At 45.3% G+C, this 14,959-nt stretch carries 11 protein-coding genes and 4 pseudogenes; 12 read left to right on the forward strand and 3 right to left on the reverse strand.

The features are described from left to right. Positions 1-47: 47 nt before the first annotated feature. From sodN to ON05_RS24645, 8 genes and pseudogenes are all read left to right on the forward strand, one after another. Positions 48-575, forward strand: coding sequence for a superoxide dismutase, Ni (gene sodN / locus ON05_RS24615; RefSeq protein WP_262562337.1), 528 nt, complete (start codon positions 48-50; stop codon positions 573-575). Continuing rightward, the gene (locus ON05_RS24620) at positions 556-1,236 is read left to right on the forward strand and encodes a transposase (RefSeq protein WP_262562338.1); all 681 of its coding nucleotides are present in this window, start codon (positions 556-558) and stop codon (positions 1,234-1,236) included. Before sodN ends, ON05_RS24620 begins: the two co-directional genes overlap by 20 nt. Continuing rightward, a complete protein-coding gene (locus ON05_RS24625; protein ID WP_262562339.1) occupies positions 1,196-1,795 on the forward strand; it encodes a transposase in 600 nt (199 codons plus the stop codon). Before ON05_RS24620 ends, ON05_RS24625 begins: the two co-directional genes overlap by 41 nt. A gap of 135 nt (positions 1,796-1,930) precedes the next feature. After that, positions 1,931-2,044, forward strand: coding sequence for a hypothetical protein (locus tag ON05_RS38705; RefSeq protein ID WP_396150078.1), 114 nt, complete (start codon positions 1,931-1,933; stop codon positions 2,042-2,044). Continuing rightward, positions 2,019-2,405, forward strand: a complete 387-nt coding sequence (gene sodX / locus ON05_RS24630; RefSeq protein ID WP_396150081.1) for a nickel-type superoxide dismutase maturation protease — start codon at positions 2,019-2,021, stop codon at positions 2,403-2,405. The genes ON05_RS38705 and sodX overlap by 26 nt, the downstream gene beginning before the upstream one ends. A 252-nt stretch (positions 2,406-2,657) precedes the next feature. Next, a complete protein-coding gene (locus ON05_RS24635; protein WP_010478184.1) occupies positions 2,658-3,578 on the forward strand; it encodes a CPBP family intramembrane glutamic endopeptidase in 921 nt (306 codons plus the stop codon). A gap of 269 nt (positions 3,579-3,847) precedes the next feature. Continuing rightward, the gene (locus ON05_RS24640) at positions 3,848-4,783 is read left to right on the forward strand and encodes a type II CAAX prenyl endopeptidase Rce1 family protein (RefSeq protein WP_029315510.1); all 936 of its coding nucleotides are present in this window, start codon (positions 3,848-3,850) and stop codon (positions 4,781-4,783) included. Between the two features lie 195 nt (positions 4,784-4,978). Then, positions 4,979-6,043: pseudogene (locus tag ON05_RS24645) on the forward strand (ISKra4 family transposase). Here the strand turns inward: ON05_RS24645 and ON05_RS24650 are convergent. Then, complete coding sequence (locus ON05_RS24650; protein WP_236619209.1) at positions 6,010-7,158, reverse strand: phosphatidylserine/phosphatidylglycerophosphate/cardiolipin synthase family protein; 1,149 nt, start codon at positions 7,156-7,158, stop codon at positions 6,010-6,012. The pseudogene ON05_RS24645 and the gene ON05_RS24650 sit on opposite strands and share 34 nt — an antisense overlap. 442 nt (positions 7,159-7,600) lie before the next feature. Between ON05_RS24650 and ON05_RS24655 the strand changes: the two genes are divergently transcribed. Both ON05_RS24655 and ON05_RS24660 read left to right on the forward strand, forming a co-directional pair. After that, on the forward strand, positions 7,601-8,920 hold the full coding sequence (locus tag ON05_RS24655; RefSeq protein WP_010482321.1) for an EAL domain-containing protein: 1,320 nt from the start codon (positions 7,601-7,603) through the stop codon (positions 8,918-8,920). A 217-nt stretch (positions 8,921-9,137) separates the two neighbouring features. Then, the gene (locus ON05_RS24660) at positions 9,138-9,281 is read left to right on the forward strand and encodes a hypothetical protein (RefSeq protein WP_175307320.1); all 144 of its coding nucleotides are present in this window, start codon (positions 9,138-9,140) and stop codon (positions 9,279-9,281) included. Here ON05_RS24660 and ON05_RS24665 read toward each other — a convergent pair. Continuing rightward, positions 9,278-10,273: pseudogene (locus ON05_RS24665) on the reverse strand (IS1 family transposase). The gene ON05_RS24660 and the pseudogene ON05_RS24665 sit on opposite strands and share 4 nt — an antisense overlap. Before the next feature lie 547 nt (positions 10,274-10,820). Between ON05_RS24665 and ON05_RS24670 the strand changes: the two are divergent. Together ON05_RS24670 and ON05_RS24675 are read left to right on the forward strand one after the other, a co-directional pair. Then, positions 10,821-10,916, forward strand: a pseudogene (locus tag ON05_RS24670) (IS5/IS1182 family transposase); the annotation flags it as partial. Between the two features lie 1,189 nt (positions 10,917-12,105). Further along, the gene (locus ON05_RS24675; protein ID WP_010482339.1) at positions 12,106-13,191 is read left to right on the forward strand and encodes a calcium-binding protein; all 1,086 of its coding nucleotides are present in this window, start codon (positions 12,106-12,108) and stop codon (positions 13,189-13,191) included. Positions 13,192-13,527: 336 nt separating this feature from the next. Here ON05_RS24675 and ON05_RS24680 read toward each other — a convergent pair. Beyond that, positions 13,528-14,555 (reverse strand): annotated as a pseudogene (locus tag ON05_RS24680) (transposase). Positions 14,556-14,959 lie beyond the last annotated feature (404 nt).

Consider the following 14,959-nt stretch of genomic DNA (forward strand, 5'->3'; position numbering starts at 1 on the left):
ACTGACACCTTGGCGAAGATTGTTTCGATTCAGATTAAGGATTAGTTATGGTTCTGCGACAAATTAAGACTCAAATTAAGCGTTGGTTCCCGGCTCCTATCGCTCATGCTCACTGTGATGGTCCCTGTGGAGTATATGATCCAGCGACAGCCAGGATTTATACCGAAGCGGTCGTTTCGATGACGCGCAAGATTTTAGATCTGCAACCCCCAGCCGATCAAAACCCGCAGGCCATGGCGACTTATCTGAATACCATGTCGCGATATATCCAAATTAAAGAAGAGCAGGCTCAGAAGGCTAAAGAAGAAATTTTGATCCTGTGGACAGATTATTTTAAGCCCCAGCACCTGGAGCAATATCCTAATCTGCACGATATGTTTTGGAAGGCCGCTAAGCTTTGTTCTTCTTCTGGAGTCTGGCAAAACTGCTTGATTGGCCATCAAAGACCACACCGTAGTAAATTCAGGCCATTAACCATCGTGTTTGCCCAAAGGTGTAGTCATTCTAAAAAGCATCATCCATCCAGACCAGGCTCTAAAACAGTACCTCTCACACTTGAGCATCCCGTTATCTAAACCTCAACAGCAGCATGTGCTGCGTATTGTTGAAGGATTGATTGTGGGCAATGGCCGCAAAACCCTTAGCCACTTGTATGCTCAGTGGGTTGATGCTCCAGATGCCAGTGCAGTGGCTGACTTTTTACGAGTGAGTACCTGGTCTGAGCAATCTCTCGACAAACGCCTTGGGGAAATCAACCTGGCCGATGTCATAGAGCGCGTGCAGCGAGGAGGAAGTTCTCCTGTGGTGTATGTGAGTATTGATGACTCGACCAGTAGCAAAGATAAGGATACCCATGCCTTGGAAGGGGTGGATTGGCAGCATGACCACAATGCCAGTGGTCGCAATACTCCCAAGTACAAGAAAGGGATGGTGCATGTGAGTTGTCGGGTTCAAATTGGCAACCACAGTGTTCCCTTCGCCTATCGGCTCTATTTACGGGCAAAAACGGTTCGCAACTTGAACCGGGGACGTGCCAAGGAGGAGCGATTGCGCTTCCAAACCAAGTATCAACTGGTCCGGGAGATGCTTCAGCAGCTCCAGCCTCTATTACCCAAAGAATGGCGGGTGTACGTTTATTCGATAGCTGGTATGCCTCCGCCAAACTACTCAAGTTTGTTCGGCGGCAAGGCAAGCGATGGTTTTGTTTGGGCGCTATCAATCCAATCGCATTCTTGATGGCAAGCGTCTGAGTCAATGGAACAAAGACCTCAAGCACAAACACTACGACTCAGTTGAGTTAAAAACAGTGACAGGCTCAAAGCACACCTACCTAACGCGCTCGATTACGGGCCGATTAAATGAGGTGCCTTTTGACGTCTGTGTGGTCATCTCCAAGCGGCACCCTCGGGATTCTCACCCGAAGTATTACCTGTGCACAGACACCTCATTGTCTGCGGCCAAAATACTGAAACGCTACTCAAAGCGCTGGTCCATTGAAACAGATTATTGGTATCTCAAGCAATGTTTGGGATTGGGGGAGTTTCGCGTCCAACACTATGAAGCGATTCACAAGTGGTACTCTTTGGTGCATTTAGCGTTGCATTTTTTGTATGCTCAACTGCGCTGTTCTCAACAGAGGGATGATCCATTCATTTCAATTGCCCAAGTGATTGAACATCACCGACAGCAACAGGCTCAAGCGGTCTTAATGGCTGCTTGTGAGCAGGCCATCACGGATGGCAATACGCAAGGAGTCGTGAAGCGCTTCATTCTACCAACTCGGATTGCAGCCTAATGGCTTGAGAAACATTAGCTGAATTCGAGTTACTGCTCTGAGGCACACACTTCAGAGTAGGTTACCGCCTGTTCTGGCGGTAATGAAAGGAGGCTGAACTTTGATGAAATTTGCCAGACTCCAGCTTCTTGCAAAGTGGAGGTCAATCTGCAACATGCTGAACAGTTGCTAGCAGCAGTTGAAGAAGTTCATAAAGTCTTTTGGGCAACTAAAAATCGAACGGATGTGTCCTGGTACAAAGCCAGTTAAACCCGATTTCCCTGTAAGTTCATCACTCCCAGACTGCACAGTTTGGGAGTTCTTGCTATGGTGCTGTCGACGTCGTCGGCGTTGGGAGGTGCAGGGGCGGTCCATGCTGCCGACTTTAAGTCCTGGCAATCAGGTTCTTATTCACCCCAGAGCCTATCAGCTGACGACACCCCAAGTCGGAGATATTGTATTGGCGTGCCATCCGTTTCAGCGCCAGCTTTATCTAATTAAGCGTATTCAATCCGTGAGTGATCATTCCTATTTCTTAGTCGGAGATAATGCAGCTGAAAGCACAGATAGTCGGGTATTTCACGCCGTTCCTTTAGATTGCATTGTCGGTAAAGTAACCAGCTTTTTTTAGGATGCAGTCCAGGATATTCCAATGGGATGAGAGGGCTTTAGCTGTTTAAACTCACTGTAATCATGATGGTGTATGGCTTTTATTGGAATACGCGCTTCGACACCTAAGCTTAAGCTGGAATATGGGCACCCTAAGTTTATTGATGTTCACTGCTCTATACCTTCAGTGAGTAGGAGTTTGACTTGTCCGTTGGGCTCTGCTCAGCCTGTGAACTGACAATTAATTGCCATTGATACTATTTCGTATTTTTCCATGACTTCAGGTTTGGGTTCTCAACAGCCTTCTCAGCCCTTAGGCAGTTTGCTCGGTAGATTCTATCGATTTTTACGTCGTCCTTTTTATACTGTCAACGTCCCATCTCAGACTCAACCCCTGAGAGATATTCTCAGGCTATATGCATTAGCGTTAGTGCTCGTGTTGCCTCTCGCAATTATGGTGGGTCTCCTAGCGGAGAAGCTGTCCAGTAGCCATGCCATCAGTGAGATGGCTGATCAACCATTATTGATCTTCACTATGGCAGTGATTATTGCTCCGCCCTTGGAAGAAGTTCTGTTTCGGCTGCCTCTACGCTACACGCCGATCAATTTAACCTTACCTCTGTTTCTATGGCTACTCATTATCCTGGGCACATTAGCGAGTGCAAAGATTGTATCGGCCCTATGGATTTTGCCTTTGTTATGCTTGGCGTTTCTAGGATGTGTGTTTTTGCGAGTTTGGCTTAAGGAAAAGATGCCTGCCCAACCCATTCATAAGCATTATGAAAAATGGATTGGATGGTTCTTTTATGGTTCCACCATCATTTTTGGGTTGATTCATATATCCAACTATCAGCTCATTAATGATTCGGCTTTACTATTGGCACCACTGCTGGTCTCTCCTCAGGTATTGCTCGGTGTTTTCTTTGCCTTTGTCCGACTAAGATATGGGTTTTGGTGGGGCGTGTTTACCCATGCTTTCCATAATGGTTTATTGGTCGGACAGATGCTGTTGTATCGGATGTTTTCGTCCACATCGATGTCCACAGAAGTTGACAAAATCACCGTCAACCAAAAACTGATTACAGTGATTTTTAGTCTTAGCCAGATCGCGTTTCTTCTATTGTGTCTTTTTATTGTGGTGAGAATGGTGCATGAGTGGCGAGCTGAAGGGCAAGTTTCCCAAGCAAGTAGCTAGGGCCACTCTCGCAGTAAAGACAAGGCTTTGAGCCAATAGCGTATCGGCATTCAACACCCAAGCCATTGAGGGAAATATCATCTGTTGGGATAAATCCTGTTGTCCTGAGCTAAAGCTTAGGACAATGCTTGATTAGGTTTGGCTTTACAGTGGAGATACGTCTTCATTACGGCTGTTGCCATTGGCCAAATCTCCAAGGCAGTGGTTTAGAACGTTTTTCTATGAGTGCTGGGTAGTGTCTTGCCTGGCGATTAATGCGGATTAAAATTATGACTTATCACGCATCGTCCCCTCAGCCGTCAAATGTATCTCAAAGCCTGTTGGGTCGTTTTCTCAATTTTTTAAGACATCCTCGCTATACAGTGAATGTGGCCACGGATCATCGCGGCATAGTTGATGTTCTCAGGCTCTATGCATTGGCTTTGGTAATGGTTTTACCCCTCGGTGTGTTGAGTTCCAGATTGGCAGAGAATCTTGAATCGAGTAACAAAGTTTTAGAGTTCGCTCAAACCGTATCTTTCTGGCAAATTATTTTGTTTGCGGTGATACTTGCTCCGCTTTGGGAGGAAGCGGTCTTCCGATTGCCTTTGCGCTATACCCCAATTAATCTAGCTCTCCCTTTTGGTCTCGGGATGATGCTGATTGTGTCTTTCCTGACGTCGGCTGGTATCCTCCCTCCCGTAGCCGGGATGCCTTCGTTAACTGGAATGGTTGTTCTAGCGGTCGTTCTGTGGCTGTGGCTTAGGCAACTGGACTCTCAACCCATCCATGCTTTTTATGAGAAGTGGATAGGTTGGTTGTTTTATGGTTTGGCTCTGGCTTTTGGTCTCATTCATGTGAGTAACTTCACCAGTTTGGGGGTGCAGGCCTTGCTTTTAGCTCCCCTTTTGGTTTTGCCCCAAACCGTGATTGGGGTTTTTTTGGGATTTATCCGATTGAAGTATGGGTTTTGGTGGGCGGTGTTGACCCATGGTTTCCACAATGCCTGTGCCATAACGCCACTGCTACTGGTACGTTTGGGGTCAGAGAATCTACTTGAGAGTATGGGCAATGGTATCCAAGAGAACGCCTTAGTTGGAACAGACTATGTGCTTATATTGCTGATGGTTACCTACGTACTCGGCGGTCTATTGCTCTGTTTAATTACAGTGTGGAAGTTAATCGCAGAATGGCGACGGGAACAGCAGACGAACTCCAGTTCCTAGGGGCCATTAAGGGGAGGATGGTCTAGGCAGCGGGTGCGATCGCAATAATTGAAACCGCCCCAAAATAGTGTTGCCCCTAGGAGTCCTTCGGCATCACAGGGTAGCCCCGCACGGCGGTATCAATGGGAGCATGTCACCTTTGCAGATTGTTTTGAAATCGTTCAGGATACAAGTGTTGCCCAGAAGTCTTCATCAATGAACTCCGAAAAAGCAGCTCAACTCAAAGTCCATCTTGATGCGATAGCCCAATTACTGTACGAAGAAAGCGATCCAGAGAACCTGAAGACGCTAGAAGGTATTGAGATGACGGTGCGTCAGCAAATTCAGACCCATGTCAGTCCCGAACTCGGTCATTTTTATCCGCACAGCTACTGGCACAGCAGCAGGCCGCAACCGACGCCTGAAAAGCACCTTGGGCGTTCTAAGCATTACAACTCAACAGGCACAGCATCTAGCCGTTTCCCCCTATCGTCAAATCAGTCCTCATTTAGAGAATTGTTGCTTGCGCATCAGTGCCAATGTCTCCTATGCTCAAACTGCTAAAGATGTGGCTTATTTAACTGGGATTCAGGTACCAGCCAAAACCCAGCAGCGATTGGTGCATCAACAACGGTTTCCTACCCCCAGGCTCATGAAGCTTTAACCGAAGTGAGTGTAGATGGTGGCAAAGTGCGCATCCGCACCCCTTTAGGACACCCTTGTCAGTGGAAAGACTATAAAACCCTGGCAACGCATGTGGGACTCATCGCGGATTATCACAATAATGCCCGGCTCATTGACTGGACTCACCAGCAACCGTTAGCCTCTCCACTGACTTGTTTAGGGGATGGTCATGATGGCATTTGGAATATCATTCGTCAGCTGAGCATACCTGAGCAACGGCGAGAGATTCTGGACTGGTACCATCTGGTGGAAAATCTTCATAAGGTCGGTGGGTCCCTCAAACGTCTGCACCAGGCTGAGCAGCTCTTATGGCAGGGGAAGGTTGATGAAACCTTGGCTCTATTTGAGTCATTGAAGAAAAAGCAGGCCCAAGTCTTTTGCAACTATGTTCGCAAACATCGGCATCGGATCGTCAATTATGACTATTACCAGAGTGAGCAAATCTGCTCTATTGGGTCTGGGGCTGTTGAATCTGCTATCAAGCAGATTAGTCGCAGAGTCAAAATTTCAGGGGCGCAGTGGAATGAAAGTAATGTCCCGCAAGTGCTGGCACATCGGTGTGCTTACCTCAATGGCTTAATTGGAATGCAAAGGTGACATGCTCCCGTATCAATGACTTGGGTGGATTTCATCCCGCGAGAGAAGAGAGCCAAGGTTTCTACGGCTCGCAAAATGCCATAGGAGAGCCAGCCTCGCAGAGCACTGGCTTGGCCATCAAAAGGACGGCAGCGAGCCAGATCGGGTTCTAGGACCTGTTGGCGAAACGTCTCAATTACAGTGGGATTAGAAAAAATGGCCAGGACTTCTTCTTCAATGCGATAGCTTAAAAAATCAAAATTAGACGAACCCACCACCAGATAGCGATCGTCCACTAGAGCTGCTTTCATATGGCTCATGCCGTCGTAGAGACGGACATCAAACCCGGACCGTTGGGCCTCCCATAGCAAGTAATCTCGCACCGTGCCTTTGTTGTTGCCTTCTGGGGTGAGTAGAGTGACGGGTACCCCGCGCTGAGGTAGTTCAGCTAGGGCTGCACAGAATGGAAAGGTGAGATAGGGGCTAATAATATGCAGAGATGTTTGGGCCGAGCACAGCAGATCTAGCAAGTTTGCAAATGTCGCTTCATTCGAACGGCCATCTAGAAGAAAGAACTCGCAGTCCCCGAAATCAGCATGGCTGGGTAAGGATTGATCGTGCCAGGTGGCCACAAAATCAGCCCGCAGGAATTCCACAATGGCTGGGTCTTCTAGGCGAAACATCAGATCATGCCAAGCAAAGTTATGGTCGCTGAAGTTAAAACCGCCAATGTAGGCAATCTGGTTATCAATCACGATCAGTTTTTTATGGCTGCGCCCCACAAAATGAATCAAGCAGGGGCCGACAGGATTTGTAAATCGGACCTGACCTCCTTCCTGGATAAGGGCTTCAAACATGGCGTGGGTCTGGCGGACCTCGGTTTTAAGGTCTTGATCCGACCAATATTTAGGATGATAGATAAATTTATCACTCTGAATAAATCGCGTGTAGTTATCGACTAAAATCTGTTTGCAAGGCGCTTCAGAGGCTAGCATGGCCTCGATCACTTGCTGGCCGGTTTGGTCACCTTCAAAGGTCATCATCTGGAGCATAATTTCGTGATCAGCCGCTTGTAGATCGTTCTGGAGACGATGCCAAAAGGCGTCCGCATCAACAAGAAGCTCCACAGAATTCATATGCTGGACCAAACCATAAGGGACTCACAGACCACCAAGGATTGTGCTCGGGCAACCCTCTTGACGATTGTTACTTTGGTCAGAGTATCAAAGCTTGTTTCTCACAGCAAAAAAGCCTCTTAAGAGATTAAGCCTGGGGTCGAGAGGGGATGCGATCTCATCTGGTATCACCTTAGAGATATCTGGAAAAGGCACAAGATGATGGCCCTCATTCAAGTTTTAACGTTGAGCAAGATCTCAATAGCTTTAGTTGACTAAACCGAAGACTCAAAACTTCATTTCAAACGGGTCTTTGGCCTGTAGATAGATAAAACAGCCAGAAATAGGGACATAGCCTTAAAGACCTTGGAAAGTTCTACATGACTTTAGCAGTCTTGATTTTGGGCATCCTAAGACTAGGTAAATATCGATTTTCGAGAGTTCTCGTTGAGAACCAAGCATTATGTCTGAGGGAAAAGAATCTTCGTTGTTGGTTAACTTTCAGCCTGGAGAGCTGATTTTTGCGACTGGCGAAGAAGGTCACCATGCCTACATTATTGAGTCGGGCCAAGTCGATATTTTTGTGACCACAACAGGAAAAGACGTGTCCTTTAAATCCCTGGCCAAGGGAGATGTATTTGGCGAGATGGCTGTCATTGACGCTTCACCTCGCTCGGCTTCCGCTCGGGCACTCACAGAAACCTGCTGTGTTGTGATTTCCCGTGAGCAAATCTCAGATCGGATTGAAGCCTCCGATCCTGTGGTCAAGCTATTAGTCTCGCGGTTATTGGACCATATTCGGTCCCTCAATACTGGGGTTTCCCAGGCGGAAATGTCTGCTTCAGACCTGCCGAATTCCTCGGTAACGTCATCGTCTCCTGTTTTACCTCACCAACCCGTCTTGGAAAAAATGCGGTTGGAGTCGGAATTGCTAGATGCGATCGCAACCAATGCATTTGTCCCACATTATCAGCCCCTTGTTGATTTAGAGACCGAAGAGATACTGGGATTTGAATTCTTAATTCGGTGGAAAAGCCCTACCCGAGGTTGGGTTTCTCCGGCCCTGTTTATCAATACCGCAGAAGAAACGTCCTTGATCCGTCCCATTGGTCGTTGGGTGATTGAAAACGCCTGTGCAGATCTCAATCGCTTTAATCAGGCCCTCTTAAATCCTTCGGCAAGTCCAGGAGAAAACAGACCACCGTTATTTATCAGCGTTAATGTCTCTGCTCGCCAATTTCAAGCGCCACAATTTAATGAAGAATTGCTTGAAATTCTCCAGCGTCATCAGATTCCCCATTCCCAAATTAAACTGGAGGTCACTGAGCGGGTTCTTATGGAGGGGCCTTCAGCTATCAACATCATTCAACAGTGCCGACAGCTCGGATTTCATCTAGCACTAGATGACTTTGGCACAGGATTCTCTAGTCTCACTTATCTCGCCAAATTTGAGATAGATAGCCTCAAAATAGACCAGTATTTTGTCCGCCAAATGTTAACAAATCATCGAACCCTGGCCCTGATGAAGCATATTTTGGCCATGACTCGGGATTTGGAGATGCTTTCTGTCGCCGAAGGCGTGGAAACCCCAGAAGAACTTGATATTCTGCGTCAATTAGGTTGCCAAGTTGGGCAAGGGTATTTATTTGGCAAACCTCTCCCTTTTGAATCAGCAAAAAACTTACTGTTAGACAACTATCGTCACCCACCAAGATCAACTGCCAAAGTTTTTATGGGATCTGTAGAAGGGCATCTGCCGATCCAGACAGGTTCCTGCATTTAAACTAGGCCGTTTTACTGATCGCCCCCACTTTAGCCTCCTCAAGTGTCAACTGAAGCTAGCCCAAAATCTGATCAGATAGCAAAGAGATAGTGGAAAGAGCAGCCAAAGCATTTTGACAGACCAACAGAGTATTTCTCCATCTTTAGTCAATACATCGGATGCAAATCCAACACGAGTGTTTTACGATGTAACGGTTTTCTGAGGTGGAGGGTTGACGGTGGGCTACTCATACGGATTTGTAACTCGTTCATCAAAATATACGGATTTAGAAGAGTTATTGGATGCCTGGGCACAATTTTGTCGAGATATCTACTTCGTCGACTTTAAGATTGCAATTGATGATTGGGCACTGTTCAGTTAAGAAGTGAGGCATTCAAAAGCTCTGACTGCCAACACTTCGCCAATCTTAACGGGCCTTTGGATAAATCCCATCACCATTGCTGGGGTTCGCTGGTATCCATGGCTGTAGTGAGCACGACACCAATTGTGAATCAATCGCTGCACATTCAGCGCTCTTTGTAATCCCTCAACGGTTTTGGCATAGTGGTTCTGGCGTCTACGATAACCGCTAGCCCGTCGTCTCAAAGAACTGTGGAGGGCTTCAAGATGATTGGCATGGACATCGCTCTTGGGGCTAATGGCCGTATAAGGATGCTCTCGATTAACCCACATTACCCGAGGTTTTCCTTGAGACCCTTTGATCTTCATCGCCACCTCTAAACCCGCTCGCCATACTTTGCGAAAAGGATAGGCCTGGGTCGTGGTACTCCTGGGCAAGTAAGTACTCGCTAGCTTCCACAATACCTTGGAGTATCGACGTTCTCCATCTGTGAACCAACGAATCGATGAACTGGGTTTAGCCCAATCCCAAGCAGCTTTGACACTTTTCTCAAATAATGATTCATCCTTAAGACCCGCGCGAGCCTCGAACCAATAGCGACTCTCACGGTCGATGAAATGAATGGTCCAACCTTCACTGAGCCAGGGGGGGAAGATTTTCACCTACGCGGGGGTACACTTCATCGCCTTCAATTGTGACCTCTGCTGCTTGGGGAGAAGGAGGGGAGAAGTTTGATAATTGCGCTGATAAACGCTTCTCCCAAAGGATGATACTGTTGGGTGATTTCCGAGCACTCTCCCCGCAGCTCTAATCCCTAGGCCTTCGGTGCGGGCATTGATGGCCATTGATATCATCTCTACTGGCGTTCTCAATCTCGCCATCGGCGTCCCACTACGCTCGTTGAAGCGACGACCACAGTCTTTGCACAGAAAGTACTGAACCACTTGAGCTGTTTTCAGCGTCTTAGTTCCGTTCTTAACGACATTTTCGCTTTGACAATGGATGCATTGCATTGCTCTGAAACTGATACTGCAGAATCATCCTAGCAGTCACTTCTTAAATGAACAGTGCCGATGATTGCCTCTACTGGTTTGGCAATATGCAATATCCCGAAGCCTATGAGGCATCGCTAGTCTTCCCTGACCGAGACGAGTTGAAATCCAATACACAGGATGGGGATACGGTTGTTATTTATAGGGCGGGTTCTTGGTCAGACTTAGCAAGCGAGATTGAAGCTGAAGCTAAGTCGCGGGGAATTGCCCCCCGTTGCGGCCCCGGTATCAACGATGAGTTTGACTGCTTTATTCCAGATGGTTCAACTATCTTTGGCTGTGGCTATTGGGAAACACCTGAATTTTATACAGTGAATGGCAATACAGCCCATAGATTGCAATATGGCTTTGCAGCAGACTATCGCTATTTACCCAGTTCTGTGGAAGATCATCGGGAGGTTTATGGCGATAACCCAGATATTTACAATGAACAAGGGCATTCTGATTGGGCCAGCTACCTGTTATTTGTTGCAGAAATGATTGCCAAACATAAAATAGCCTATGAAATTTGTCGGAGCGCTATCGCAATCGTCGTCGTCGCTACGCGCTTCGGTGTAACTTGATTTCAGCCATCTATAACCATGAGCTATCTTTGGCTGCTTAAGGGATGGCAAACAGCAATACCACATCGTGAAATGAATATTGCAAGAGGTCTATTGTTACTGATTGATCTCACCCTAATTCTCTCTCCTATTCTGAATGTGCTTTTTCCAGCAGGCAATAGGCTGAGCTTGAGTCTATCAGTAGTTGTTGTAAACCATTTCCCCAAGCAGAAGTATTTACACTAGGCAGGACTCATAAGGATTTGCAAAGCCTAAATTCATGGATTGAGAAAAAGATAGTTGCAAACAATATTTTTATTTATATCTAGAGAAAAATCGCATAAAAATCTTCCCACCAATCAATTAAAAATAAAACAATATGGCAATATGAACCTCAAGGGTTGATCTAGCTGCCAGTGGCATTAAAATTCCCATGTCTATCGTTTTTGAGAGATAGTGACTTCTTGAGGCTAATATTCCTTTCTTCATAAAGCATCGAAACCATTGGCGGCAGGGGAATTGTCTTAAACTCAATCAAAATCCACCCACTTTATCCTGAGGTTTTAACTTGGAATTAAACCTGGATTTAATCGTGAAGGCTTTCCAGTACTGAGATTATAGGTTCTATATCCTTAAAGACTATCTTCAGAAATAGCAGAAAATTACCGTGATTTAAATCATAAGTGCATATAGCATAATACTCGCATGGCTTATCTATTTTTGCGTTATTGATATGTCAAGATTCTACGCATTTTTATTGTGAATAAGGATAATTATATTATTTTATATTCAAAGTAATATGCATAACTATTTTGGATATGAAAAATTGAAATATAAAAAAATTATATATACAAAATGACATCTCTCATGTAGGATTAATCCAGATTGACTTAAATATGCTTTACGCAATTAATCCAAAAATTATATTCAATTGATCTGTTCTAAATAATGAAGCTATCTTGACGGACATTTCATTGTTTTAACGATGAGACCAGGGTTTACATACTGAATTTCCTTAGCATGTAAACCCCAATGTGTTGTGCGTTTTTGAAAAGCTTTTCAGAAGACAATTCCCTGAATATCTCCTGTTAAATATCATTATTCTTGAATATTTTCAATGTGTATACATCATTTCTTGGTGCTCTAAAACATTACCAAATGATGATGTTCAGTTTTTGGTGTTTAGATTTCTGCATTAGATTGTTTATATTTTTTTGAACGTTGAAGTATTAGCTTTAATGAGGTAATTACATGGCTACTATTGTTGGATCTAATAATCCTGATAACATTTTCGGAACGGCTGATGGCGATGGCATCTTCGGGCTTGGTGGTAATGACAGAATTCTTGGTGGTGCTGGTGTAGACATCATCATTGGAGGCGCTGGGAATGATCGGATCTTTGGACAAGATGGAGATGATCTTATCTTTGGCGATTCTAGATTCTTTGATCCTGCTGCTGGTGATGATGACTTTATCAGGGGTGGTAATGGAAATGACCTAATCTTTGGTGAAGGTGGCAACGATAATATCCGAGGTGATGCAGGAAACGATAACCTATTTGGTGGAGACGGTAATGACTTTATTGCTGGAGGGTTAGGCGCCGATAATATCTTTGGAGATGCTGGCGATGATAATATTCGCGGCGGCTCTGGCGACGATATTCTCAATGGTGGCATTGGCAATGATTGGCTTCGTGGCGATATCGGGAATGATCGCTTTTTCGGCGGCAGTGGGAATGATACCATTGCCGGCGGTGCAGGTAACGACCTCATTGATGCTGAAGATGGTAATGACTCGATCCTGGGTGGCGCTGGTGACGATGTAATGTTCGGTAGTATCGGTGATGATACTATTCGCGGTGGAAGCGGTAATGATGTTCTAGTCGGTGGGGGCTTTACGAATGACACCCTAAGTGGTGGAATTGGCAATGATTTCCTAATTGGTGTCGATCCCTTTCTTCCACCTTTTGGGTTTGGTGATAATGAAATTGATGTTCTTAGAGGCGGCACTGGAGCTGATACCTTCTCCCTTGGGGATAATGGTACGGTCTTAGGTCAAGCTAGAGGTGGTCCTGAAACGTATTACCTTGGTGGTGGAGATGCTGACTATGCGCTTTTAAAGGATTTCAACTTTTTCGCAGATACCATTCAGCTAGCGTCAAACGTTAGCTTTGCTGACCTTGATTTTTCATTCACTGGCGGTAGCCTACCCAGTGGAATTGGTATTTCATTAAATAATGACTTAATCGCTATTATTGAGGGGAACTTCCTAGGGAGAGCCCGTGGTGGATTGACTCAGTTTGTGTCAGCAAACAGTAATATCTTCCAGAGCGCATAAGTCAGCAATCCAATTCACCCTTATATTGTCCTTGGTGACATTTTTTGAGCCTAATGCAGGAGAGGTTTAATCCTCTCCTGTAAGCTCATTACGAAATATTTTGAGTCCTTGAAGACCCTATAGTTCATTCTTGAAATCTGACCAGGTTTTACTGTATACAGATTGGTTTAGTCATACCGAATCAAAGGATGGCTTCAATATATGCCAAAGATAAATGAATCTTCAGAATATCTTGATTAGATATTTAAAACAAGAAAAATTCAGATTAATAAAAAGCCTTGTAATGAAGTACTAAATCACCAGGACTAACGCATTGACAGAAATTACCCCCAATGTTCAAGAGAGCCATCCCAGCAGTGGTTGTTCAAGAATGAATTGTCGAGCAACCTCTTGATATAACTTGCGTTGTAGGGCATACCAGTTGTCTATCTGTTGGTGCCAAACTTGTAATTCCAGCTCCACAAAAGCCCTAAGAGCACAAAACACATGGGTATGAACAGCCTCAGTTAAACGCACACGAAACCGCTGAAGTCCACACAATTGTTTGCCTGCACGATGAAGCATTCAATGCCCCAGTGGAGTGTGTGTAAATGCTCAAACTCAGCTTTACCTGCAATAGCAAGCTCCTTCGGGTCTGGCGCATACAGAAGGTAATAGCGACACGATTCGTTTTGAATCGCTGGCAAAAACCTTCACGATGCCCACCCCTTTGAGGTAAACATGTAATCCTTGTTCAGGGATGACAAGGGTATCCACGCGTTGATACTGGCTCTGGCCCAATCGCACCTGTCGATTTTTGGCAACACCAACCAGGAATCCCAATTGCACGTCTTTGAGTAAATTGAGATTGGCCTTGGATGCATACCAAGCATCGCTGGTGAAGGTCGTCGGTCGAAGCCCCCAAGCTAAAACCTCTTGGAGCATTTCCTGGAGATATTGATTCTTGGTTTTGCCCTCCTGTTTGTCATAAATACGATAGTTAATGGGGACTCTCAAGCCATTGGGACTGGTGTAGTACAGGGTGATTAAGGGGATTCCCAAAATCGGTTTGCTATGTTTGCTACTCCAGTAATATCCCAACAGGTCCATTTTCTTGGGGTTGCTGTAGAGTTTCTCAAGAACAGTATCATCAGCACTCAAAACGCCTCCGGTCAGCTCAATCCATTCATTGTCTGCAAGTAAATCAAATAGATCTTTGGGCTCATAGCGTTCTCGAAGCAAAAGCGGTTGATGCTGTCGTGAGAAACATCTTTGAGGATTTCTGCCATATGGCTGCATCCATCTCCTTGGGGTTGAGCTAGGAGATAGCGGACATAAAGGTCTTGGGTGCACTGAGCAGTTGAAGGCTTGCTGGGTATTCGCAACAGAGGGAGAACATTAACGGCCTTTATCTTTCAACCCACAAAATAAAACCCGTGTCAATGCGTAAGTCCTGATCACTTTGATCTCCTCAAGCAACAAAGGCGAGACATACATTCCCTAAGCAGTCAGTTCAGCTGCTTTATGTATTCATATTGCAATAATTCCGACAATAATTACTTCCCTAGCATCAAGTTCAGCACTAGAAGGAAAACAGTTGGTTTTATACCTAGAACTATTGGTCTTTATAACAACTTGGTGTTAATTTATCGCAGTGAGTAAAAACCACAATCTGGTGAAAGAGATTGAATTAAAATCAATCTCCTAATAGCCAAAAAATGCTCCTGACTTCAAATTTCCAAAATTAACTGCATTCGAGAATATACAGTTTCGAGAATTCAAACCATGA

This window comes from Acaryochloris sp. CCMEE 5410 (assembly GCF_000238775.2).
Taxonomy (GTDB): domain Bacteria; phylum Cyanobacteriota; class Cyanobacteriia; order Thermosynechococcales; family Thermosynechococcaceae; genus Acaryochloris.

Coding starts and splice junctions, on each gene's coding strand:
- ON05_RS24675 (WP_010482339.1), top strand. CDS start 12,106: ATGGCTACTATTGTTGGATCTAATAATCCTGATAACATTTTCGGAACG.
- sodX (WP_396150081.1), top strand. CDS start 2,019: ATGTGTCCTGGTACAAAGCCAGTTAAACCCGATTTCCCTGTAAGTTCA.
- ON05_RS24640 (WP_029315510.1), top strand. CDS start 3,848: ATGACTTATCACGCATCGTCCCCTCAGCCGTCAAATGTATCTCAAAGC.
- ON05_RS24635 (WP_010478184.1), top strand. CDS start 2,658: ATGACTTCAGGTTTGGGTTCTCAACAGCCTTCTCAGCCCTTAGGCAGT.
- sodN (WP_262562337.1), top strand. CDS start 48: ATGGTTCTGCGACAAATTAAGACTCAAATTAAGCGTTGGTTCCCGGCT.
- ON05_RS24650 (WP_236619209.1), bottom strand. CDS start 7,158: ATGAATTCTGTGGAGCTTCTTGTTGATGCGGACGCCTTTTGGCATCGT.
- ON05_RS24625 (WP_262562339.1), top strand. CDS start 1,196: ATGGTTTTGTTTGGGCGCTATCAATCCAATCGCATTCTTGATGGCAAG.
- ON05_RS24655 (WP_010482321.1), top strand. CDS start 7,601: ATGTCTGAGGGAAAAGAATCTTCGTTGTTGGTTAACTTTCAGCCTGGA.